The organism is Fodinibius salsisoli (assembly GCF_026229185.1).
GTDB lineage: Bacteria > Bacteroidota > Rhodothermia > Balneolales > Balneolaceae > Fodinibius > Fodinibius salsisoli.
Window position 1 is genome coordinate 15,537 of sequence record NZ_JAGGJA010000015.1, and the last position, 24,860, is coordinate 40,396.

The window sequence follows — 24,860 nt, forward strand, 5'->3', positions numbered from 1 at the left end:
GCCGGTGATGTTGTGGCAGTCAGCGTGACGGTCAACAGCCAAACCGCTACCGGACCCGACTTCACCGTCACCGATGGCGGTGGCGGCGGCGAGGCCCCTGCCATTGACGCCATTGATCCGACCGAAGGGCCTACCGGCACGGCGGTTACCATTACCGGGACCAACTTCAGCGCTACCGCCGGCGACAACACCGTCGAGTTTGGCAGCGCTACAGCTACCGTCACCAGTGCTTCTACCACGGAGCTGGTTGCCGAAGTTCCAAGTGAACTCAGCGCCGGTGATGTTGTGGCAGTCAGCGTGACGGTCAACAGCCAAACCGCTACCGGACCCGACTTCACCGTCACCGATGGCGGTGGCGGCGGCGAGGCCCCTGCCATTGACGCCATTGATCCGACCGAAGGTGAGGTCGGTACGGCAGTCACTATCACAGGCTCAAACTTTGGCGCCACGGCTTCCGACAATGCCGTTGCGTTTGGCGGCGTCGAGGCTTCCATTAACTCCGCTTCCGAGACCGAAGTGGTCGCCGTTGTGCCTAACAGCCTGGGCGCAGGTGCTGTTGATGTGACTCTCACAGCCAACGGACAGACGGCTACCTCACCCCAGCAATTTACCGTTACGGTGCCTGCACCAGTCATTGATGCTATCAATCCGACTGAAGGCGAGGTTGGTACGGTCGTCACCATCACAGGTTCGAACTTTGGCGCCACGGCCGGCGACAATGCCGTTGCGTTTGGCGGCGTCGAGGCTTCCATCAACTCCGCTTCCGAGACCGAAGTGGTCGCCGTTGTGCCTAACAGCTTGGGCGCAGGTGCTGTTGATGTGACCCTTACAGCCAATGGGCAGACAGCCACTGCACCGCAACAGTTTACCGTCACCGTCCCTGCTCCGGTTATCGATGCGATTAATCCGACCAGCGGAATAGTGGGCACAGAAGTAACCATCACCGGTGAGAACTTCAGCAGCACGATCGCTGAAAATACGGTTACCTTTGGTGGTACTGAAGCAACGGTCAACAGCGCCTCAGAAACCGAACTGGTAGCTGTTGTACCAAGCAGCCTCAGTCCCGGATCCTATACGGTAGAAGTAACGGTCAATAGCCAAACAGCTACCGGACCGGACTTTACAGTGCTTGAAGAAGGAACGCCTCAGTTCCCAATCACCGGATCCAACGCCTCTATAGATTATGGAGGTTGTAGTCTGTGTGGTATTACCAATCCAACTAATGTGATCGATGGTAATACGGATAATTACGCTACCGTTAACTTGCCTCTTAGTATTAGCAGCAGCTACTGGGTGAGCGTAGAAAGTGCGGGTAATATTCCAGCCGGGGGGAGTGCCGGTTTCGTAGTATCCAACGAGGGAGGCCTGATTGGTCTTGATCTCCTGGAAGGCATCACTCTCACAACCTATCTGGATGGTGCTGTACAAGAGACGATCTCTGATGCTGCACTGCTGAACCTTGAAGTTGTTTCTGGTACGACCGATCGCCAGTTTATCAGCTTCCAGACAAGCAGCGAATTCGATGAAATAAGAATTGAATTTGGTTCGCTGCTAGGCGCTGATTCTGACTACTTCGTCTTTGCAGCTTATGGAGGCATGGAGGCCGAGCCCGTACCCGGCCCGGCCATTAGCTCGGTTTCTCCTGAGCGTGGGCCCGAAGGCACTGAGGTTACCATTACGGGTGATAACTTCGGCGCTACCGCTGGTGACAACACCGTGACCTTCGATGGCACTACCGTTACCAACATTCTCTCTGCTTCCGAAACAGAGCTGGTTGTTGAAGTACCAACGGGTGCTACTACAGGTCCGGTAGCCGTTACAACCAGTGGAGGAACAGCCACAAGCACTGATGACTTTGTGGTTGGTGCTGTGCCACTTACGGGGTCAGGACTGTCAGCTACTGGCGACACTCAGGGGGTTTGTCTGGGCTGTGATGTTACGAATACATCAAATGTCATAGACAGCGACGGCGATAACTTCGCTTCTATCGATATTTCCCTTGGAGTTGGAGGATCTGGTTACGTTGCAGTAGAGAATACAGCAGAAGTGATGTCTGGTGGTGGACAAGCCGGATTTGTTATCGCTCTGTCTGGAGGCACCCTTGATCTTAGCTTAATCGAAAGCGTAACAGTAGAAACTTATCTTGATGGAACGCTGCAAGAATCGGAATCTGGATCAGCCTTACTCCTTCTCGACCTTCTGTCTGGAACAAGCACAGACAGACAGTTCATTGGATTTGAGACTACAACAGACTTTGATCAGGTCGTGATAAGCTTAGGGGCACTCGTTGGTGCTGATGCGACTTACGAAGTATACGGTGTTTACGATGACTACTTTGTAACGGAATAACATTTGTCCTTAACCTTCATAAAAATACCAGAAGGCGGTTCCAAAAAAGTTGGAACCGCCTTTCTTTTTTGGCAGAAGCTTAATAAAGCGATAGAGCGTAAAGAAGAAAGCATCTTCTTCCAAATTGAACGGCCCAAAATGGGAACTTTACGCCCCTATCGCATTTAAAAAATGCTTTAAAGACCGGGCAACAGACTCTAATACTATCCTAACAAAAATTCATCTTATTCATTGATTTTATGATACAAATTCAATTTTATTAAGCTAATATTATAGTGCTCTATCATAGAATAACATACTATATTTACACTATATTATATTCTTCTATAGTTACTTACCAATAAGATTAATTTATCTGGACTATACACATATATGGGTATGCATATCAATTTGTTAAACCACAATAACATTGAGGGAAAAGGCTTATCTGTTCTGCTGGGAAATGAAGGGCACAATGTAAACCTAATACCCCAACAGAAAAAAAGAATGGATGGCCTTAGCTCCCAAAAGACTCCCTCTATATTTTTAATTAATGTAGACTTTTTGTTAGAAACGAAGTCCAATGAAATCTTCACCAAATTAGATTCTCAGTCTACGGTTCTATTGTTTGGCAATTTATGTCAACTATACTGGCTAAAAAAGTTTTCTAATTCTGCCAAAGGATTTATCTGCAAAAAATCCACCTTTAACGATCTGCTTGATATTTTGCACGACATTAAGCCCAGGAGTGTTGTACTAGACAGACATTCTCAACATTTTTTAAGCCAGTCGGACATCCAAAGGCAAAAAATGTTGCTAAAGAAAAATTTAGCTAAATCGCTATCCAATGCGGAATTATCTGTGATGCAAGAGATATCAGAGGGTAAGCCAACCAAACAAATAGCAAAAGAACAATACCTTAGCGTACATACTATTTATAATCATAGAAAAAATATCAAAAAAAAGTTTAACCCCACTGATACTTTAAAACTATCCAAGTTTTGTATGCTCAACAAAGAAGCAATCAAGACATTGGTTTGGGTAAATGAAGGGAATATTTCTTGAAATTGATGATTGTATGGATGTTAACAATAATAAATGTTGCCCCGTATAATTTACCAAAGCAAAATAATGCCATAATATTATAAGATTAATTATATATAATATTGCCTCTTTTTATTTTAAAATTGATAGTATTTTAACAAATAATATAGAAATAACTAATATTAGCTATTTACTTTTCAATATGTATTTAGCACATTAGTATTTCCTCCTTAAAAAGGGGATAACAAAATACAATCAAATATTAAATACATCATATATTATGGATAACTTAAATGAATTCGGAGTAGCTGAATTAAGCGACAAAACTTTAGAAGAGACTGCTGGCGGAGTAGGCATTGGAGTTTCTGCAGGTCTTGAGCTGGATATCTCTGACCTCACTTCTGCTGTTAGCGATCTGCTAAGTTCCGTTCTTGGATCTGTTGGCGGAATCGGTGGTGGAATTTTAGGCTAACACCTCCACATTCTATTATTCCAAACCTATTGCATTGCCAATAGGTTTGGAATTTATTTATCTCTCCTTCCTTCTGTTTTACCTCCCATAGCTTTTCTTATTTTTCTCAATTATAATATATACATTAACCATCTTTAGCTATTTACTTTCTTGTTTTTTTTAATAACATTTATAATATCCTGATTTGAAATAAAATCGACAATAAAAACAGAATAAACATATATCATCATGGAAAAATTAGAAGAAGTTGGCTTACAAGAATTAAGCGACTCTAACCTACAAGAAATTAACGGTGGTCTTGTTGACGGCCTCCTCGATGGACTTCTAGGAGGCTTGCTCGATACTGTTACAGGTCTGCTCGATAGCCTCCTTGGAGGACTACTTGGCGGCGTTCTTGGCGGTGAATAGTCAGAATTGATTTTTATTTCAAATCTGTCACTCTATGTGGCAGATTTGAAATATTTTTTCTACAATCCTTCCTGGCATCCCTATTATCACTTTATCCGTAGCATTTCTATTAAATAATATGATATGTGATTATAATTTGTATTTATATCAAAATGAAATAACTTTATATTGTCATTCTTTTTAGAATCATAAACGCCTAATTTTTTGGTTTGATGGGTAGCAAACTTTTTCCAAAAGAAATCATTGATAATTCCTCGGAAGCAAACTTTTCGAAGCATTCAATGCAAACCAAGCTCATCTACATAACAGTGCTTGCTGCACTGGTAGCAATTTTTGTAGCCCTTCCCCTTATCCAGGTAACAGTTAGTATCAAAAGCCAAGGTTTAATAAAACCTCTTACGAATCGTAATCAACTTGTTTCACTGGTATCTGGCAATATTGAAGAGCTTTATATTGAAGAAAATGCTTCTGTTGTACGTGGACAAATGGTTGCTAAAATTTCTGCACCTGTCTTAAATGAACAAACAACTTTTAATGAGCAACGCCAGAAAAAAATACGTCGATATCTGTCAGATCTTAATGTGCTTCTGAAGGTAGATGCATCTCAGATGTTACGTTCATTTGGTAGCAATAATGTAAACACCGAATTACCCTCTCCCCTGGTACAGTATAAAGAACAAATCCTTGATGCAATCCAGGGCATAAAACAAAGTAGTCAACCGGGTACAGCAAATAGTTCCTTTTCTAATAATAATGGCACTATTATCCTCGATAATGCCCGTACCAAGCTGTGGAAGCTACTGCATATCTCCTCGTCGAACCTGTTAAATGTGCAAGACCAACAGAAAGAAACCTACATCCAGGCTCTATCACAATTTAAGCAGAGCGTGGCAGGCCCTTTGCAACGTATAGAAGCGGCACAGAAGAAGCTTGATCGCCATGAGTTACTCAATAGCAGAGGCATCATCACTGACGCTACCTATAATAAAAGCCAGGCAAACCTTGATGATGCATGGAATGAATTGTTAACCATGCTTGGAAAAGAAGTTTTATCAATTCTCAACGTTTCTTCGCCTGAAAATCAAGCCGAACAAACTTCCCAAGAAAACCAAACTATAGATCTACAAACAGCAAAGTATCGCAGCTCTCTATTGGAATTCAGGCAACAGGTGCGCAGTAATATTCACCAAATTAAGATGACCCGGCAAAAATTTAACCGTAATAAAGAGCTTTATCAGCGCGATGTTATCAGTGAGGCTGCATATGAAAAAGTGAGCTTTGAATTAGAAAGTGCTAAAAATGATTTTGAGCTCCTATTTGACCAGCAGCGCAACAAGTGGCAGGCTGAGAAGGTTTCTTTTCAAGATGAATTAGAACAACTTGGGACGGACCAGCAGCAGACGAGAGAGAAAAAAGAAAAATATAATATTAAAGCCCCTATTTCCGGTACCATCCAGAATATGAAAGGCCTGTATGTGGGGAGCCCCGTATCGCCGAACCAAACGCTGGCTGAAATTTCTCCTGACACTTCCCTGATTGCAGAATGCTATGTACCTCCAAAGGATATCGGATTACTGAAAGAAGGAATGGATGTTCGGTTTCAGATAACTGCCTTTGATTATAATCAGTGGGGACTGCTGAAAGGAACTGTACAAGAAATATCCAATGATGTAACGGTTGTTAATGATCGACCGGTATTTAAAGTTCAGGCCTCGCTCGAGAAAACCTGGCTGGAACTCAAAAATGGATATCGAGGCGACCTCAAAAAAGGAATGAGCCTGCAAGCACGCTTCAAAGTTACAGAACGCAGCCTCTTTCAACTACTGTATGACAACCTCGATGACTGGTTGAATCCTAAATGGGATGATCAGAATGAACAACCCCAACAGGCGGCAATGTAAATTGTAAATGGCATGCTGTTTTTTGCAAAAAACTTCACCATTGACCATCCCAACATCGATATTCAAACTGCTTAACCTTTAGCATACTGCATAATGTTTGGAAAAAAGAAAACTGAGATCAAGCAACATGACATTACGGATTGTGGTGCTGCTTGCCTGGCATCTGTAGCTGCTCATTACGATCTTCAACTTCCTATTGCACGCATCCGGCAATATGCCTCGACTGATAAGAAAGGAACCAATGTGCTGGGTATGATTGAAGCTGCAGAGAAGCTCGGTTTTTCTGCCAAAGGAGTTGAAGGAGAATTTGAAAGCTTATTTAAAATCCCGACCCCTACTATTGCTCATGTCGTCATCAAAGATGTATTGCACCACTATGTGGTAATCTATGAGGCCACGGATAAGTATATCAAAGTGATGGATCCCCGGCATGGGAAACTAGAAAAAATGTCGCACGAAGAATTCAAGGAGCAGTGGACCGGCGTTTTAATGCTCATTATGCCAGACGAGGGGTTTCAGGCCAAGGACGAAAAAGTATCGGTAGCCAGCCGCTTGTGGTTTTTAATCAAACCTCATAAAGGTATTCTATTCCAGGCACTGTTTGGTGCTGCCATCTTTACACTCATTGGTCTTACAACAGCTATCTTTGTACAACTTATTGTAGATCATGTCATTGCGGATTCTAACGAAAACCTGTTGAATCTACTGGGCGTTGGTATGGTCGTCCTGCTTATACTCCAAATATTTGTAGGAGTCACAAAAACGGTATTTACGCTCAAAACAGGCCAACTTATCGATGCCCGTCTTATTCTGGGCTACTATAAACACCTCCTTAAGTTGCCGCAACGCTTTTTCGACACCATGCGGGTGGGCGAAATCACCTCACGAATTAATGACGCGGTTAAAATACGGGCCTTTATCAATGATGCTTCTGTCACACTTACGGTAAACATCTTCATTGTCCTGTTTTCTTTTGGACTGATGTTTACCTATTTCTGGAAGCTGGGGCTGGTCATGCTTTGCATCATTCCCTGTTACATCCTGGTCTATTACATTACCAACAAAATTAACAAAAAAACCCAGCGCGAGGTTATGGAAAATGCCGCCTCCCTGGAGTCTCAATTGGTTGAGTCGCTAAACTCTGTCTCTACCATCAAACAGTTTGGCCTGGAAGATTTTGCCAACATGAAGACCGAAACCCGCTTCGTCAAACTGCTGAAGAAAGTATACCGCTCGGGTTTAAACTCCGTTTTCTCGGGCAATTCATCCACCTTTCTCTCTCGCTTATTTACTATTATCCTGCTGTGGGTCGGTGCCTACTATGTATTAGAGGGCGCTATTACAACGGGTGAGCTCATGAGCTTTTATGCCGTTATTGGATATTTTACCGGGCCCATCAAGAAGCTGGTTAACATGAACAAAACCATCCAGGATGCTTCTATTGCGGCCGACCGCCTGTTTGAAATCATGGACCTGGAGAAAGAAGACCGGGGCGACCAGGTTCAACTGAAGCCGAAAATGATTGGAGACATCAAATTTGAAAATGTTACATTTCGGTATGGCTCCCGTGTCACCGTATTCGATGACCTTACCCTTACCATCCCCAAAGGCCAGGTCACAGCTTTTGTGGGCGAAAGTGGATCCGGTAAGACAACCATCATTAACATTCTTCAGAAGTTGTACCCCCTGGATGGAGGCAAAGTTCGTATCGGAGATATTAACCTCCAGTATATTGACAATGACAGTCTGCGGCAAACGATATCCATCGTTCCACAGCATATCGATCTGTTTGCCGGGAATATCATTGAAAATATTGCTGTTGGAGAATTTGACCCGGATATGGAGAAAATTATCCGGATCTGTAAGCGGCTGGGCATTGTGGAATTTATCGAGAACCTACCCAATGGATTTAAAACCTACCTCGGCGAACATGGCGCAAACCTGTCCGGAGGCGAAAAACAGCGCGTGGCCATTGCCCGGGCCCTCTACAAAGATCCTGATATTTTAATTATGGACGAGGCGACCTCTTCACTTGATTCCTCCTCCGAGCAGTATGTACAGCGTACCATCGACATGCTTACCGAGGAAGGGAAGACCATCATCCTTATTGCCCACCGGCTAAGCACCGTCTTTAAAGCAGATAAAATATGCGTGCTGGATAAAGGTCAATTAATAGAAGAAGGTACACACCGGGAGTTAATGGATCGTAAAGATGCTTACTTCAACCTCTGGCAAAAACAATTTCCTATTTTAAAGGGACAAACGCTGGTCGAATACCAGAACTGATACGCTGAGGGATATTATAGTACTCTTCTAATTAGGGAATAGGGATAAACTTATAACTTAGCACTAAAAATTACCAAGAGAGCTAATACGCTATGAGTCTTCGAACTTACCTTAATCGGATACACCGACTGGATGCCCTAATCCGACGCAAAAGCACCGGTCCGCCGGAAGAACTCGCCGACAAGCTGGATATTTCTGAACGCTGGCTGTATAAATTCCTGGGTGAGCTTAAAGAAGAGTTTGAGATAGTGTTCCATAAATATTTACGACTCCAATCTATTTTACCAGCTCTTTATTTATATCTGAAGTTTTCTATTGGTATTCTCTGAACTCGCATACTTGTATTACTGCATCTCAAATCACATATTTAATACCGTTTATTTTAAAACTATAACTATATCAGGAGCCACATGAAGCTAAAAAACACCATTTGTACGTTGGGATTGATGACGATGCTACTGTTGTCCGTTGGACAACCGGGGCAGGCCCAATCACTCGACAATTTCGAAGAAAAAGTTACCGAATTTACCCTCGATAATGGGCTTACTTTTCTCATTATTGAACGTCCGGTAGCTCCGGTGGTCAGTTTTGCAACCTATGTAAATGTTGGAGGCGCCAATGAACCCGTAGGACATACCGGAATGGCGCATATCTTTGAACATATGGCCTTCAAAGGGACCCATAATATTGGCACCAACAACTGGGAAGAAGAACAAAAAGTGTTGCAGGAGTTGGATAACACCTACCAGCAGTGGCTACAGGAAAAATATAGCGCCACCCCCGACACTGCCAAAATGAGTGACCTTTGGAGTGAGTTTGAGAAACTGGAGGAAGAAGCCGGAAAATACGTCGTTAACAATGAGTATTCCCAGATTGTTGACCGAAACGGCGGCACCGGCATGAATGCTACTACCAGTGCGGATCGGACCAATTATTTTTTCAGCCTTCCCGAAAACCGCCTGGAGTTATGGTTCAGCTTGGAATCCGACCGCTTCAAGAACCCCGTTTTTCGTGAATTCTACAAAGAAAAGGAAGTGGTCCGCGAAGAACGGCGCATGCGTACTGAATCGCAGCCCTTTGGTCGCCTCTTGGAAGAATTTGCCGCTGTCGCTTATACGGCCCACCCCTATGGACGTCCGGTGGTTGGCTGGAATTCTGATATTACCGCAACCACGATGGAAGATGCTCGGCAGTTTTATAACACCTATTATGTGCCCAACAATATTACCATGGCTATTGCAGGCGATGTAGATCCTGATGAAGCTAAAGAACTGGCCCAAAGATATTTTGGAGATATTCCGGCTGCTCCCGAGCCACCTGCGGTGTATACCAAGGAGCCCGAACAGCGCGGAGAGCGTCATTTTACCATCCAGGGACAGTCTCAACCTTATCTCTTAATGGGCTACCACACCGTTGCTCAAGAACACCCGGATTCCAAAGCACTCCAATTGCTTGGCTCAGTGCTTTCTGGCGGACGAACTTCACGGCTCTACAAAAAGATGGTGGAAGGTGAAAAGCAAGCCCTCACGGTTCAAGCCCTGAACGGCTATCCCGGACAAAAGTATGAGACTATGTTCCTGACGTTTGCCGTTCCCAATCAGGGAGTAGGTGTTGATACCCTTGAGGCCACCATCCTGGAAGAAATTGAAAAGGTAAAACAGGGCGAGGTAACCCAGGCCGAACTCGACCGGGTCCGCACCAAGGCACGTGCAAGCTTAATACGAAGCCTGGACTCTAACTCCGGTTTAGCCTCTTCTCTTGCTTCTGCTGAGTCATTACGAGGCGACTGGAAGAAGGTTTTTACCGATTTAGAAGAGCTTCAGGAAGTGACGCTTGAAGACCTACAGCGAGTAGCAAAGACATACCTGACCCAAGATAATCGAACGGTGGGTGCCATCGTAACACAATCAGATACACAAGAGGGTACCAATGCAAAATAATCAACGATTATCTCACCTATTTTCAAAAACGAAATATTTATCCATTATGAAGAGACTTAGCATTACCTGCTTCCTGATCTTGTTCGTTGCTTCACTAACGCAGGCCCAGAAACAGTATGATGAGCTTGAATTTCCGGAGTTAAACAATTTTCAGAAGCCCGAAGTAGAAACGTTCACTACTGCTAACGGCATCAAATTCTTTTTGGTGGAAGATCATGAGCTTCCGCTTATTAATGCGAGTGCCATCATTCGAACAGGAGGCGTACAAGTTCCTAATGATAAAGCCGGCCTGGCTTCCATAACCGGTACGGTCATCCGCTCCGGTGGTACGGAAACCTATCCAGCGGACTCCCTGAATACGCTCCTCGAAAATAAGGCCGCCAGTATTGAAACCAGTATTGGTTTTACTTCTGGCAGTGCAAGTATGGATGTCCTTAAAGAAGACCTTGATGCCCTGCTGCCTGTCTTTGTGGATGTATTAACAAACCCTGCGTTTCCAGAAGATAAACTTGACCTGGCCAAAACACAGCAGAAGTCAAGTATTTCGCGCCGTAATGATGACACTCAAGGAATTGGCTTTCGGGAATTCCAGCGCTTGATTTATGGTAAAGATTCAGCCTATGGTCGAAATACGGAATATGCAACGGTAAATAACATCAGTCGTGAAGACCTGATTGCTTTCCACCAAAATAACTTTGTGGCCGAAAACATGTCCGTAGGCGTTGTGGGTGATTTTGAGACGGCCGAAATGAAGCAAAAGCTCCGCACGGCTTTTGGTGAAGTCCCCTCAGGTAATGAGACCGATCTTAGCTTTCCTGATGTCAATTATGAAGACCAAAATACCATCAACTTTATTAACAAATCGGATGTAAACCAAAGCTTTGTGCTGCTGGGGCACCTTGGTGGCATGCGTGACAACCCAGACTATGCTAAAGTACAGGTGATGAACCGGGTACTCAGCGGTGGGTTTTCCGGCCGTCTGATGCAGGTGGTGCGCACCGAAATGGGATTAGCCTATGCTGTTTTCGGTCAGTATGGGATGAACAGTTTCTATCCCGGGACCTTCTATACCGGTGTCATGACCAAAAGTGCTACCACAGCCGAAGCTATTGACGCAATTATTGAACAAATTGAACGTCTGCAAAATGAACCAATCACTGAAAAAGAGCTGCAGGATACCAAAGATCAAATTCTAAACTCCTCGGTATTTGAATATGATAGCTATGAGAAAGTGCTGAATCAACAGATGTCTTACGATTACCGCGGCCTTCCCGAAGATGCCTTTCAACAGTATCTTGAGGGGGTCCGGGAAACAACGATCGAAGACGTACAGCATGTTGCTCAGAAGTATCTAAACCCTGATCAACTGCAAATCTTAGTAGTTGGTAATAAAGATGAAATCGGTGACCAATTACAAAAGTATGGCAGCGTCAATACTGTTGATATCAGTATTCCTCAACCGGGATCTGATAATGGAGAAACGGTCAAAGGCGATGCTGAAAAGGGCGCTACGCTACTTAATCAAATGGCCGAGGCTGTTATTGAACCTGGTACTGATCTGAATACACTCACGCTCACAGGTGAAGTGCAACAAGGCGGACAAACGATTGGTACCACCCAAACGATTGATTATCCCGATGCCATCGAACAAACTATTGAGGCGCCCATGGGTAAGGTTCAGCTTTCGTATAAAGGAGGATCCGGAACCATGAAAATGGGGGGACAAGAACGCCCCTTGCCTCCACAAATGGCAAAAGGACTAAAAAGCACGCTCAACAAAAGCTTCCTGGCTATCGCCATGAAAGCCGATGAACTGGATCCCCAGTTCCTGGGAACCGAAGAGGTAGAAGATACCACCTATAATAAGGTCAGTGTTAAGGTAGAGGGAACGAATGTAACACTTCTATTGGATCAGCAGACCGGTTATCCACAGATCCAGCGCTTTAAGCAGTTTAATCCCCAGCAAGGTCAGCAGGTATCGGTTGAGAACCGTAACTCGAACTGGACGACCACCGGCGGCGTTGCTTATCCCTATAGCCAGGTTACCTATATCGATGGTAACAAATCTGCGGAAGCTTCGTACCAAAGTCATACTGTGAATGAGTAGATAGCTGTAATAAAAGAATATCACCGGCGTGGGCTTACAATCCCGCGCTGGATATTCAATGCTAAAATCGACTTTTCTTTAACACCTCGATCTTTTGTCTTAACTTGACACCAACAATGAGACCTCATTATGGAAAGTAAACAACACAAAAGTAATTGGTATTGCGGAAACTCTGATAAAAGCATAGCAGTAGGCATATCGCTCGGAGTAGCGATAGGAACGGCCATCGGTGTAGCCACTAATAATATTGCACTTTGGCTGGCTTTGGGACCTGCTTTAGGCTTAATTTTGGTCCCATTACTAAAAAAATAATATCCCCAATTATAACCACATTATATTCTCAACCACATGGCACTACTAACATGGGATGAAAACCATCCTGATTCTACTGAATATAACGACTTTTATGAAGGTTATATCCATCTCGTCACCGAGCCTAATGTCATACAGCTCCTGATTCAGCAAGGCCAACAGGTTTTCACACTCATTCAGCAGCTCAATGCTAAACAAGCCCAGCATCGCTATGCTGAAAATAAATGGAGCGTCAAAGAAGTTATTGGACATCTTATTGATACTGAGCGTGTGATGGCCTACCGTGCCCTGTGTATTGCTCGTGGGGAACAAGCATCCCTGCCCGGCTATAATCAGGATGAATATGTAGAGCATGCCTCCTTTGACCAGCGATCTTTACAAAGCTTGTCATCTGAATATGATGCCCAACGCAATGCCAATATTAGTTTATTCAATAGTTTCACAGAAGAACAAACAAAACGTACGGGCACGGCCAATAATGCAACCCTATCAGTCCGGGCATTAGTGCATATTATTGCCGGCCATGAGCAACACCACCTGAATGTATTAAGAGATCAGTATGATTTAGAGATAACCCAGTAGATTTGGTTAGTTTTTAGTTATTGGGTACTGGTTATTAGAGAGCCTAAACCAATAACCAATTTATCCATAAGCCAGCTCTTTAGACTGGATTTCCTGTAACAAAATACGATCGACGATGTTTTTAGGATCTGCAACCTCATCAATAGTTACCACGCGGTAATCCTCCAACCAATTCCAAAGCCGAAGCGAACAGTTATCCAGGCTATCGAGGGTTAGCACGCCCATTTCTTCGAGGGCCGCAGCATTGCAGGCTTGTTCGTACTGATTCCGGATTGGAACAACAAGTAACTTTTTGCCCAGGTACATCGCTTCTGCACAGGTTTCAAAGCCTGCGCTACAGATGACTCCAGAGCAAGAAGCAAAGCTATCCAAAAAGGCACCATAGCTAACCGGGTGAATCAAGCAATTTCCTTTTTCGAATGTCTTTTTACAAGCCGGCGAGAAAATATGCCAATTGATATGGGTAAAAGGAGCAAAAATTTGCTGCAGCACTTCATGATGATAAGCTGGCAAATAAACCGTGACGTGATTCCACCTTTTGACCTTCAGCTTACGGATTTCGGAACGAATGATGGGCGGTTCAATAAAATCATCATACGGTTTAAAATGAAACCCTACCGCCCGATCCGTTGGCGCAAAATGCTGCAGCAAGGCTTCCGCGGTCCTTGATCGCTTAAGTGGTCGTGGTGTTTGGGGCGACAGAAAGGCTGCTTGGTGGCTTAACCCCACGGAGGTGACATTATCAAACTTAGCAGACCAAGCGGAGACGGGCTCATAGTCACTTACCACCAAATCATAATCACTTATGGTGATAGAATGAACATCTGAAATAAATCGAATAGGTCGCAAATCTCTAAGCGTACCCAGCACAGAAACGCCGCCATTACTATCGTAGGTAAGACTAATTCCACGCTTACGATATTTAATGGGATTATCCAGCTCCAGTCTACTGTTATGGCCACTAACCATCACATCTACCGAAGCGTGCTTACTAAGTTCGGGCAATAGTTCACGTGCCCGGCTAAGGTGACCATGTCCTGTACTTTGAATACCGTAGAGTATTTTCATCCTATGACTGCTGTTCCTTTTAGTTTATGCCGGATTGGAATCACCGGCGATTCATTCTTATTAATAAATTCATCTTCTTCATATTTATACATCGACCATTCTTTGCCATCATACTCCAGCGCGGTTAGGTTTTCTATCCAGTCTCCGGAATTCATATAGATTACGGAGCCCTCTTCATTTTCGTAACCGCGAATCTTCGGCTGGTGAATATGGCCACAAATGACATAGTCATACTTATTCTGGATGGCCAGATCCATGGCCGACACTTCAAAGTCATCAATAAAACGGACCGCCCTTTTAACGCTATTCTTAATGCGTTTGGATAGAGAAATTTTGTCGTGACCAAACTTTTTTAGCAGGTAATTGACTGCTCGGTTCATTAGGATAAGAAGGTCATAGCCCTTGCCTCCAATTTTCGCTATCCATTTGGTCTGCTTCATCGTGATGTCAAAAATATCACCATGGAATACCCAGCATTTTTCGCCATTCAGATCTAAAACAAGTTTATCCTTAACGAAAAGAGGACCAATCTGCAGGCTCGATATTTTCCGAATTACTTCATCGTGGTTACCGGTCAGATAATAGATATCCGTACCATTGGCCATCATGCTCAAGAAGCATTTTACCACCTGCATGTGCGTCTCAGGCCAGTAATATTTTTTAAAGTTCCAGATATCAAAAATATCACCGTTAAGGATGAGTATTTGGGGTTCAATGGAATTTAAATACTGAACCAGCTCTACCGCGTGGCAGCCTACTGTGCCAAGATGTAGATCCGAGAGTACTACAATATCAACCGTACGTTTATTTACCATAGACGAATATTGTTTATTGGTAATAAACAGGATCTATATTATTGAAGGATAGCCTCTGCATTAACTCCTAATCAAGGCTTTGTTAAGGAACTTTTACCTCCTCTCCCTCTGTGAACCCGGTTTACCTTTCCTTTTCACCAGTTTATAGCTATCCTAAGACTTTCAATATCATCCTAATTAACAAAAGTGCATTATGGCTGACCAGGCAAACAAACAGAAAATCGTGCACGTACACCTCCCCAAAGAAGAAACCTTCACAACCACATTAACCGCGGGTGATCATGAATTGATTGCTGATGAGCCGAAAACCGTGAAGGGAGGCGAAGATCAGGGGCCGGACCCCTATGACTACCTGTTGATGTCGCTGGGCTCCTGCACCGTCATGACGATCCGAATGTACATTAAGCGAAAAGAATGGCCACTGGATGATGTCTTTATGGAACTCAAGCACAGCAAAAAACATAGTGCCGACTGCGACAACTGCGAAGATCCCAAGAGCAAAATCGATGTTATTGAAAAAGAGGTGATCGTGGAAGGTGATCTTACCGATGAGCAAGTTCAGAAGATTTTGGATATCTCAAAAAAATGCCCGGTACACCGCACCTTAATGGGCAATATGAAAATAGAGAGCTCAATTACACATAAATAGCATTGTTGTAGTCCACCTGTGCGGTGGCCTACAACTCTTCTTTCCCTCGAGATGTAAGATGTAGTCCACTTGAGAAGTGGACTACATCATATACTGCCCTTTATCTCTTCATAATCGCTCAGTCCCTGTATATCGATTCCCATACGGCCATCTTCATGGATTGTAAAAATATCAGCAAAGCGTGCTCCCCACTTTATTTCAGAATACTTGTAAGAAGAGCGGGTATGTACCGTTTGAGCGAAGGTTTCGGCATAGCCGGTTAGCAAAATCAACACTTCTGCATCCTTCTCCTCCAGTGTATCCGCATCCTGCTGAGCTAAGGGACTTTCCTCTGTCATTGGATGTACCACTGTCCAATTTAAAGGAAAGAAGGTGACGCTATCGCGTTCCAGTGCTAACTCTTCATACTGTCGGTGACCGTTCTCAAGGTATGAAAACACCACTTTGGCAGAAAGTTCAACCAGTTGACCGCGCCGCTTATTGGCAATCCGAAACATCAGGGCCTGCCCTCCCTGATATGGGGCAATGAGTGCTTCATTGCTAAAAGCAATCTTAGCATGAGGACGAGAAAACCGTGCAAACATAAAACCCGTCACCAATGCAAAGCCCAATAATCCAAAAAAGGATTCTACAGTAAATAAAATATTGGCTCCAAGTCCTACAGGTGTGAGCTGACCAAAGCCGACCGTTGTAAAAGCCTGAACGCTAAAAAAGAATGCATTCAGGAAAGAAGAGTTGACGCCGGTGACCTGTACCCCGGCAATAGCATCCGGACCAAAAAGCATATATCCTATGCCAAAGAAGGCATTGATCAATAGGTAAGCACCCAAAGTGATCAGGTAAAATTTGGGCCAGGAAAGACGCAGCATCACCTGGTACAAAGTCATGGACTCCCAAAAAGAGAGTCCATCGCGCCTAACATTAAAGCTGCCATCCTTATTGAGCAACCGATAATTCCCGGTATTCCCCACCCGTGATCCAAACCCCAGATCCTGAAATTCTTCACGAATATTTTGCTTATACTTCTTCCAGTTTAACATAACTCCCGACAGTTAGGTTGATAAGCCCATTCTTTATATTTCTTAACCGATCGATCATAAGAATCAGAGGGAGCAACCAGCCTCAGTACTAATTTTAATCTACCGCAGCCGGCTCTTGGCCTTCACTATAAGCATCCACCGGCACACAGCTGCACATCAGGTTTCGATCACCGTAAGCATCATCGACGCGACCAACGGCCGGCCAGAACTTGTTGAACCGGAGATAATCCAGCGGAAAGACCGCCTGCTCACGACTGTAGAGATGGCTCCACTCCCCTTCAAGGGCTACCCTCATCGTGTGCGGGGCATTTTTTAACGGATTATCTTCCGCATCCAACTCTTCATTTTCAATAGCTTCAATTTCTTTACGGATTGAGATCATCGCCTCACAAAAGCGGTCCAGCTCTTTTTGGGACTCACTCTCGGTAGGTTCAATCATCAGCGTACCCGGGACAGGAAACGACATCGTAGGAGCATGGAAACCGTAGTCCATTAGTCGTTTAGCAACATCAACGGATTCTACTCCTGCGGATTGTTTGAACGGGCGCAGATCCACGATAAATTCATGGGCTGCACGTCCATTCTGTCCGGTATAAAGAATAGGATAATGTTCCTCCAGGCGATCTTTTAAGTAGTTTGCATTGAGGATTGCTATTTCCGTAGCACGGGTCAAGCCCTCTGCTCCCATCATTTTAATATAGGCATAAGAAATAGTGAGAATACTGGCACTCCCCCAAGGCGCTGCTGAGATAGCATCGATAGCATGTTCTCCCCCCGTCTTAATCACGGGATTACCCGGCAAGAACGGAGCCAGTTCCCTGGTTGAAGCAATAGGTCCCATACCCGGACCGCCACCGCCATGGGGAATACAGAACGTCTTGTGCAGATTCAGGTGACAGACATCAGCCCCAATTTCAGCGGGACTTGTCAAGCCCACCTGTGCGTTCATGTTGGCCCCATCCATATAAACCAGACCACCATGATTATGGACGACCTCACAAATCTCTTTGATATCTTCCTCAAAAACTCCATGTGTTGAGGGATAAGTAACCATCAGCGCTGCAAGGTCATCTTTGTGTTCGTCCGCCTTTTCGCGCAGGTCATCGAGATCGATATTACCGTGCTCGTCACATTTGGTAACCACCACCTCCATTCCAGCCATCACCGCACTTGCAGGATTAGTACCATGAGCAGAATCCGGTACGATCGTTACATTACGGTGCTCTTCGCCATGATGCCGGTGATAAGCCCGAATAGTCATTAAACCAGCCAGCTCACCTTGTGCCCCTGAATTTGGTTGTAAAGAAACGGCTTCAAAACCGGTAATGGCTTTGAGCTGCTGTTCAAACTTATCAAACAGTTTGTGATACCCCTTAACCTGCTCATCTGGTGCAAACGGATGGATTTTTCCAAACTCCGGCCAGGTAAGAGGAATCATCTCGGCCGTGGCATTCAATTTCATCGTACATGAACCAAGCGAAATCATGGAGTGAACCAATGATAGGTCCTTGTTTTCTAACTCCTTCAGGTAGCGTAACATCTCGTGCTCTGAATGATATAGATTAAATACCGGATGCTCCAGGTAATCAGAAGTGCGAGTCAATGCTTGGGGAAAATCAACCGATACTTCTTCGGCAACCTTCTTGGCATCAATAATATTTTCAGAATCTATGATCTCAGCAAAAACGGTCAACAACTGCTGTACATGATCCAAATCTTTGACTTCATCGAAAGAAATGCCCACAGAAGCGTCTTCAAAATATCGCAGATTGGCGTTCTGTGCAATCATCTTCTCCCGCACTTCTTGCTGCTGATTTTCATCTTTAAGACTCACTTTAAGTGTATCAAAATAGTGGTCGTGAGCAACATCAAAACCCAATTTTCCTAACCCTTGATGCATCACTTTGGCGAGGCCATGAATACGTGCGGCAATACGTCGCAACCCCTTGGGGCCGTGATAGACGCCATAAAATCCGGCAATGACAGCCAGTAAAACCTGGGCTGTACAAATATTGGAGGTCGCCTTTTCGCGACGGATGTGCTGCTCGCGCGTCTGCAGTGCCATCCGATAGACCGGATTACCTTCTGTATCCTGGGTAACGCCGATGATACGACCCGGAATTTTACGCTTATATTTCTCCCGCGTGGCAAAATATCCCGCATGTGGACCGCCGTACCCCATGGGAACACCAAATCGTTGTGTTGTGCCAACCACAGCATCGGCGCCCATCTCACCCGGTGGTGTAAGCAGCGTTAAGCTCAGCAAATCAGCTGCCACCGCAACTTGATTGCCCTGTTCACGCGCCGCTTCAATCAGGCTGCTGTAATCTTCCACCGATCCATCCGTCGCTGGATACTGCAGCAGCAGTCCGAAGAGATTGGTGTCCGTTACATCCAGCTCATGATGATCGCCTACGACTACCTCAATATCCAGTGGTTCGGCCCGGCCTTTTACAACTTCAATTGTTTGCGGATGGCAGAGTTCAGAGACAAAGAATGTGTGGGCCTCTCTCCGCTTTGCCCCACGGCGCATGTTGTAAAACATTGACATGGCTTCCGCAGCAGCTGTGCCCTCATCCAAAAGGGAGGCATTAGCCAGCTCCCGACCCGTAAGATCGGATACCATCGTCTGGAAGTTAATCAGAGCTTCCAGGCGCCCCTGTGCAATTTCTGCCTGGTAGGGCGTATAGGCGGTATACCATCCCGGATTTTCAAGCACATTGCGCAAGATGACGTTGGGCGTTAAGGTATCATGATAGCCCATGCCGATGTAAGAATCATAGATATCATTCTCAGAAGCCAGCTCACGGAACTGTTCCAGGAAGCGATATTCACTCATCGGTTCATCAAGGTCGACCTCATCGGTCAATCGAATATTCTTTGGAACCGTCTGATCCATCAGCTCATCCAGTGATGAAGCCTCAATTTCTGACAGCATCTCAGTAATCTGATCAGCATCTGTTCCAATGTGGCGGTGTAAAAAACGTTCTTTGTTGAAATTAATACTCATTTAAGCATCAGTTATTATTGAAAATCATTAAACAAATAACCACCTTGCGATATAAGCCTTCCTCAATCGCTCCCCTGTATGGGCAGTTTTTAAGATGGAAGAAGGTAAGCATAAAAGGTCAAAATTAACAGGCTTAGACCATGATTTAACCAACGCAGAAACAAAACGGAACCAATGTAAAAAATCGTAACAAAGCCTTTTCTATTCTGCACATTTTGATTACTTATGTAACCAATTACTCAACTAAGAAAACTCTTTTATGAAAAGCATCAAATACCTTTTCTGTACAGCCTTCTGCTCCTTACTGCTTCTCTTCACCGTAGGATCCAGTTGTGCTCAACAGGCAGATGATTACCAAATTGTTGTTTCTCCTGAATCACTGAAGCTGCAAATGGACGAAACGGCTCAACTTTCAGCTACCCTTCAGGGTGCTAATGGTAATGTTGTCCAAGACTCTGTGCTTTTCTATTCGCGAGATCGTACGAGCGTGTCCGTTAGCCAAACCGGGAAGGTCAAGGCCCTGCAACCGGGAACCTTTGAACTTCAGGCAGTTGCCATGTCTCCTGACAGCAATCGAATTAACAAATCAATTCAGGTCGTCGTTTCATATCCGCCTATTACCGCTATTTCGTTCCAGGATCTGCCCAAACAGCTGTATGCCAACTCTAAAATACCTGTTAAACTCTCCGCTACGGATGCCAAAAACATGAGTCGCGAGGATGCACAAATTCAGCTTTCCAGCTCAGATCCAGCCGTTGCTTCAATTAATGAGTTTGATCAGCTTTACGCCCAAAAGCCCGGATCGGTAACCATCACTGCTAAAACAGCAGATGTAACGGCCCAACAAGAGATTAAAATTGTAGAAAATCCCGTTACCGACATTCAGCTGCAAAACGATGCCCAGAATACACGTTCCGGTGATGTTGTTCACTTCGACGCCCAACCCTTGGACGCTTCTGGTGAAGTGGTTAACGATTTGCCTGTTGAATATACCTTTACAGCCCAACCAGACGATAATCTGGGCGAAGGAACATCCGGACAAATTAAGGATGACGGACGCTTTGTAGCTAACAAGCCGGGGCTCTATACCATTGTGGCCCGAGCCGGAAATGTATCTGCTGAAAATACCATCCGCGTAGATGCCCGCGACATCCAGAAAGAGTTAGAAGTAGTGGGGCATGGACTTGTGAGTGATGTTCATACCTCGGATCTCTGGGTCTGGGAGGGCGTTGATGGTCGCGATTATGCTATCACCGGAACATGGGGTGGCAATGGGGAAACTTACTTCTGGGATGTAACGGATCCTGCAAATATGTCTATCATCGATACTGTTACCGTGGATGCCCGAACCGTCAATGATGTTAAGATTTCAGAAGACGGACGCATTGGGGTCATCACTCGCGAAGGAGCATCCGATCGAAAAAATGGCATCGTTATTTTAGATGTCAGTGATCCACGCAATGTGAGCATCATCTCTGAATATACGCGAGGGCTGACCGGCGGAGTTCACAATTCTTTTATCTATCAGGATCATGTCTTTGCTGTAAATAACGGCCGCCGTTATGATATTATTGATATCAGTGATCCGGAAAACCCCGCAACAGTGAGTCGTTTTGAGCTTGATACTCCGGGCCATTCTATCCATGATGTGTGGGTAGAAAACGGTATTGCTTACTCCTCCAATTGGGATGACGGTATCGTAGCCGTTGATGTGGGGAGCACACCGAATGCCCAGTCTCCGGAGCAGCACAGCACGGGCGTCGGCTCCCTTAAAAACCCGGTTAAGCTGGGTAGCTACAGTTATCCCAGTGGGTGGAACCATGCGGCTTTTCCCTTCAAGAGTAAATCAACGGATGATTTTTATGTTATCGCCGGAGATGAAGCCTTTCCAAATGGACTTTTTGTGCATGACAAACCGACCATTCCGGCAGGATGGATTCACTTTGTGAAATTTGAGGATGGATGGGACAATCCCAAAGAAGTGGCTCGCTACCAGGTACCAGAAGCAGGCACACACAACTTTTGGGTTAAAGATGATACGCTTTATATCGCTTACTACAATGCCGGTCTGCGTGTCGTCGACATTTCCGGTGAGTTGATGGGCAACCTTTATGATCAGGGCCGTGAGATTGCAAAATACGTACCCACCCACCATGAAGGGATCATCCCCAATGCTGCAATGACGTGGGGACCCCAACCTTATAAAGGGCATATATTTGTCTCCGACTGGAACTCTGGCATCTGGGCGCTGAAACTTGAAGACTAATCCCAAGGCTAAAATTCTATCTATATTGCTATGAAGTGTTCTTTTTTTACTCTTCTATTTGCCTTATGTGTATGTGCCTTCCAATCTACGGTGGCACAAACACATCATATCTATGTGACTGCGGAATCGGATGATAAAGTGTATGAAATAGCATTTAATGCCAACACGCAACAAGGAAACATCAGTGATGTTATTCCAGTGGGCGAATATCCTACGGAAACGGAAGGGCCTCATGGCATCAATATAGGGCTTGACGGCAACTACTGGTACTTATCGGTTGCCCATGGAACCCCCTATGGTTGGCTGTACAAATTCAAAACCGGATCAAATGAGTTTGTGAGTCGTACGGAGCTGGGTATGTTTCCAGCCAGCATGGAAGTCTCTTCCGTGACGGGACTGCTTTATGTTGTTAATTTCAACCTGCATGGCGATATGGAGCCCAGTACGGTTTCGGTCGTTGATCCCGAAGCTATGGCCGTGGTCGCTGACATTACCACCGGCATCATGCCCCATGGGTCTCGGATTACCACAGACGGCAAATTCCAGTACCATGTTTCCATGATGACCGATGAGCTGATGGAGATCAATACTGCGAACATGGAGATCAGTAGGCGACTTAACCTGAACTCCAATCCTTCTTCTACCCCTGATAAGATGGCAAATGGAACCATGCCCGCCCCTGTAGTAAAACCCACCTGGGCCGATCCCCACCCTTCGCAGGATCTAGTCTATGTAGCTGGCAATGGATCTGATGAAATCCTGGAAATTGATACCAAAGCATGGGAAGTTAGCCGCCGTTTTAAAAGTGGTAAAGCACCCTACAATTTAGAGGTCAGCAATAATGGAAAGTGGCTGGTTGCCAGCTATAAAGGAGAAGGCGCTACCGGCGTCTGGAACTTAGAATCTGGTCAGGAAGTTGCAAAAATTACCAATAGCCGTAAAGTAACCCATGGAGTAACTATCTCTCCCGATAGTCATTTTGCCTTTATTTCCGTGGAAGGGGTCGGAGGCGAAGCCGGTTCCGTTGAGGTCATTAACCTTCTTACTCAGAAACGGGTGGAAGTTATAGAAGTAGGCAAACAGGCCGGTGGCATCATCTACTGGAAGAAAACTGACTGAAAAATTCCTTAATTTTATTTACACAGTATAGCCACTCACTTCCTTTAACCTAATTGGTATAGGGAATTAGCCGTATCCGAACCTTCGAATTTAGCTTAAGCTAAAAAAATATTTTGTTTTAGCTTTTTCTTTCTTATCCTTCCCTTTAAAATTATTCGTACCTGAAACAATTTATTTATGGAATTTGCTGAAATAAAGGAATGGTTTATCTCAATAAGCCCCGTTTATCAAAGCCTTTTTGGGGGGCTTTTTACCTGGGGACTCACTTCTCTCGGAGCTGCTCTTGTCTTTTTCTTTCGCACAATAAATCAAAAGGTGCTTGATGCCATGCTCGGCTTTGCAGCAGGCGTTATGATTGCTGCAAGCTTTTGGTCTCTGCTTGCCCCATCTATTGATATGGCTGTTGCCCAAGGGATTACCGCCTGGCTACCTGCAGTCATCGGTTTTTTAACCGGAGGTGTTTTTCTGCGAATTTGTGACGCCTATATGCCTCATCTGCATTTGGGATTTCCGACAGACGAAGCAGAGGGTGTTGAAACCTCTTGGCGACGGGCTACACTATTGGTATTAGCCATTACGCTCCATAATATCCCCGAAGGATTGGCTATAGGAGTGCTTTTCGGTGCTGCAGCTTCAGGGATAGAGGCTGCCGGTGGAGCAACCATTGCAGGTGCTGTAGCATTGGCAATTGGTATTGGCATCCAAAACTTTCCCGAAGGAACAGCGGTATCAGTACCCCTGAGACGTGAAGGCGTTTCAGTAGGAAAAAGCTTCTGGTATGGACAATTATCCGGTATTGTCGAACCTATATCTGCGGTTATTGGCGCGGCGGCTGTCCTGCTGGTGCAGCCTATTCTACCCTATGCCCTGGCTTTTGCAGCAGGCGCTATGATTTATGTAGTAGTCGAAGAGTTGATTCCTGAGTCACAGCTAAAAGGTAATACGGATATAGCCACCATGGGGACTATGGTTGGTTTCAGCATTATGATGCTTCTGGATGTTGCATTAGGATAATTTTAAATAACTTACTTTTATTAAGTATTTATTATCTTTCTATTACTTTGCAGAATAGAATAGTGGTGACCAGTACTTATGCCGGATTTCCCCCCGAAAAAAGATGTTCTCATTGTAGAGGATGATATGATCATTTCTATGGTGTTGGAACAAATGATTGAAAAAGTTGGGTATCATGTTTTAGATAAAGCAACGACTGGTAAAAAAGCCATCGAATTAGCGCTTAAGCTTTCACCCGACATTATACTGATGGATATACAACTGAAGGGAGAAATAGATGGTATTTCGGCCATGCAAGAAATACGAAAATCTTCAACGGTGCCAGTCATTTATATCACCGGTAATTCCGACCAGTATTACCGGTCACGGGCCAAGAAAACAAACTATATTGACTATCTGGTCAAACCCATTCAGATGGAAGACTTAAAAGCATCCATCAGAAAAGTTGCTACCGACCACCCCCTATAAATCATTTTCTTTCCTGACAATATTTATTCAT

At 44.8% G+C, this 24,860-nt stretch carries 20 protein-coding genes; 16 read left to right on the forward strand and 4 right to left on the reverse strand.

Annotated elements, in window-relative coordinates:
• The 11 genes from J6I44_RS17205 to J6I44_RS17255 all read left to right on the forward strand — a co-directional run.
• A partial coding sequence (locus tag J6I44_RS17205; RefSeq protein ID WP_265767402.1) for an IPT/TIG domain-containing protein occupies window positions 1-2,349 on the forward strand: 2,349 nt, incomplete at its 5' end.
• 372 nt (window positions 2,350-2,721) lie between these two features.
• Window positions 2,722-3,393, forward strand: a complete 672-nt coding sequence (locus J6I44_RS17210) for a LuxR C-terminal-related transcriptional regulator (protein ID WP_265767403.1) — start codon at window positions 2,722-2,724, stop codon at window positions 3,391-3,393.
• Between the two features lie 259 nt (window positions 3,394-3,652).
• The gene (locus J6I44_RS17215) at window positions 3,653-3,844 is read left to right on the forward strand and encodes a hypothetical protein (protein WP_265767404.1); all 192 of its coding nucleotides are present in this window, start codon (window positions 3,653-3,655) and stop codon (window positions 3,842-3,844) included.
• Between the two features lie 228 nt (window positions 3,845-4,072).
• Window positions 4,073-4,252, forward strand: coding sequence for a hypothetical protein (locus tag J6I44_RS17220; protein WP_265767406.1), 180 nt, complete (start codon window positions 4,073-4,075; stop codon window positions 4,250-4,252).
• Window positions 4,253-4,464: 212 nt separating this feature from the next.
• The gene (locus J6I44_RS17225) at window positions 4,465-6,153 is read left to right on the forward strand and encodes an HlyD family secretion protein (protein ID WP_265767408.1); all 1,689 of its coding nucleotides are present in this window, start codon (window positions 4,465-4,467) and stop codon (window positions 6,151-6,153) included.
• A gap of 93 nt (window positions 6,154-6,246) precedes the next feature.
• The gene (locus J6I44_RS17230; RefSeq protein ID WP_265767410.1) at window positions 6,247-8,439 is read left to right on the forward strand and encodes a peptidase domain-containing ABC transporter; all 2,193 of its coding nucleotides are present in this window, start codon (window positions 6,247-6,249) and stop codon (window positions 8,437-8,439) included.
• Between the two features lie 92 nt (window positions 8,440-8,531).
• Window positions 8,532-8,768 carry a hypothetical protein gene (locus tag J6I44_RS17235; RefSeq protein ID WP_265767411.1) on the forward strand — a complete coding sequence of 79 codons (237 nt, stop codon included), beginning with the start codon at window positions 8,532-8,534 and terminating at the stop codon, window positions 8,766-8,768.
• Between the two features lie 81 nt (window positions 8,769-8,849).
• On the forward strand, window positions 8,850-10,379 hold the full coding sequence (locus J6I44_RS17240; RefSeq protein WP_265767412.1) for a M16 family metallopeptidase: 1,530 nt from the start codon (window positions 8,850-8,852) through the stop codon (window positions 10,377-10,379).
• A 46-nt stretch (window positions 10,380-10,425) separates the two neighbouring features.
• Window positions 10,426-12,486, forward strand: a complete 2,061-nt coding sequence (locus tag J6I44_RS17245; protein ID WP_265767413.1) for a M16 family metallopeptidase — start codon at window positions 10,426-10,428, stop codon at window positions 12,484-12,486.
• A gap of 129 nt (window positions 12,487-12,615) precedes the next feature.
• Window positions 12,616-12,798, forward strand: a complete 183-nt coding sequence (locus J6I44_RS17250) for a glycine zipper domain-containing protein (protein ID WP_265767414.1) — start codon at window positions 12,616-12,618, stop codon at window positions 12,796-12,798.
• Window positions 12,799-12,834: 36 nt separating this feature from the next.
• Entirely contained in the window at window positions 12,835-13,380 is a 546-nt protein-coding gene (locus tag J6I44_RS17255; RefSeq protein ID WP_265767415.1) for a DinB family protein, read from the forward strand.
• 60 nt (window positions 13,381-13,440) lie between these two features.
• Here J6I44_RS17255 and J6I44_RS17260 read toward each other — a convergent pair whose 3' ends face one another.
• On the reverse strand, window positions 13,441-14,448 hold the full coding sequence (locus J6I44_RS17260) for a glycosyltransferase family protein (protein ID WP_265767416.1): 1,008 nt from the start codon (window positions 14,446-14,448) through the stop codon (window positions 13,441-13,443).
• Entirely contained in the window at window positions 14,445-15,263 is an 819-nt protein-coding gene (locus J6I44_RS17265; RefSeq protein WP_265767417.1) for a UDP-2,3-diacylglucosamine diphosphatase, read from the reverse strand. Before J6I44_RS17265 ends, J6I44_RS17260 begins: the two co-directional genes overlap by 4 nt.
• A 193-nt stretch (window positions 15,264-15,456) precedes the next feature.
• Between J6I44_RS17265 and J6I44_RS17270 the strand changes: the two genes are divergently transcribed.
• Window positions 15,457-15,912 carry an OsmC family protein gene (locus tag J6I44_RS17270; RefSeq protein ID WP_265767418.1) on the forward strand — a complete coding sequence of 152 codons (456 nt, stop codon included), beginning with the start codon at window positions 15,457-15,459 and terminating at the stop codon, window positions 15,910-15,912.
• Window positions 15,913-15,998: 86 nt separating this feature from the next.
• On the opposite strand, the gene J6I44_RS17275 is transcribed toward J6I44_RS17270, so the two are convergent.
• Both J6I44_RS17275 and gcvP read right to left on the reverse strand, forming a co-directional pair.
• On the reverse strand, window positions 15,999-16,952 hold the full coding sequence (locus tag J6I44_RS17275) for an ion channel (protein WP_265767419.1): 954 nt from the start codon (window positions 16,950-16,952) through the stop codon (window positions 15,999-16,001).
• Between the two features lie 94 nt (window positions 16,953-17,046).
• On the reverse strand, window positions 17,047-19,962 hold the full coding sequence (gene gcvP / locus J6I44_RS17280) for an aminomethyl-transferring glycine dehydrogenase (RefSeq protein WP_265767420.1): 2,916 nt from the start codon (window positions 19,960-19,962) through the stop codon (window positions 17,047-17,049).
• A gap of 259 nt (window positions 19,963-20,221) precedes the next feature.
• Between gcvP and J6I44_RS17285 the strand changes: the two genes are divergently transcribed.
• From J6I44_RS17285 to J6I44_RS17300, 4 genes are all read left to right on the forward strand, one after another.
• Complete coding sequence (locus tag J6I44_RS17285; protein ID WP_265767421.1) at window positions 20,222-22,228, forward strand: Ig-like domain-containing protein; 2,007 nt, start codon at window positions 20,222-20,224, stop codon at window positions 22,226-22,228.
• Between the two features lie 30 nt (window positions 22,229-22,258).
• Window positions 22,259-23,347 (forward strand): YncE family protein, encoded by a 1,089-nt coding sequence (locus J6I44_RS17290; RefSeq protein WP_265767422.1) that lies wholly within the window; start codon window positions 22,259-22,261, stop codon window positions 23,345-23,347.
• A gap of 177 nt (window positions 23,348-23,524) precedes the next feature.
• Entirely contained in the window at window positions 23,525-24,361 is an 837-nt protein-coding gene (locus J6I44_RS17295; protein ID WP_265767423.1) for a ZIP family metal transporter, read from the forward strand.
• 78 nt (window positions 24,362-24,439) lie between these two features.
• Window positions 24,440-24,829, forward strand: coding sequence for a response regulator (locus J6I44_RS17300; protein WP_265767424.1), 390 nt, complete (start codon window positions 24,440-24,442; stop codon window positions 24,827-24,829).
• Window positions 24,830-24,860: the final 31 nt, after the last annotated feature.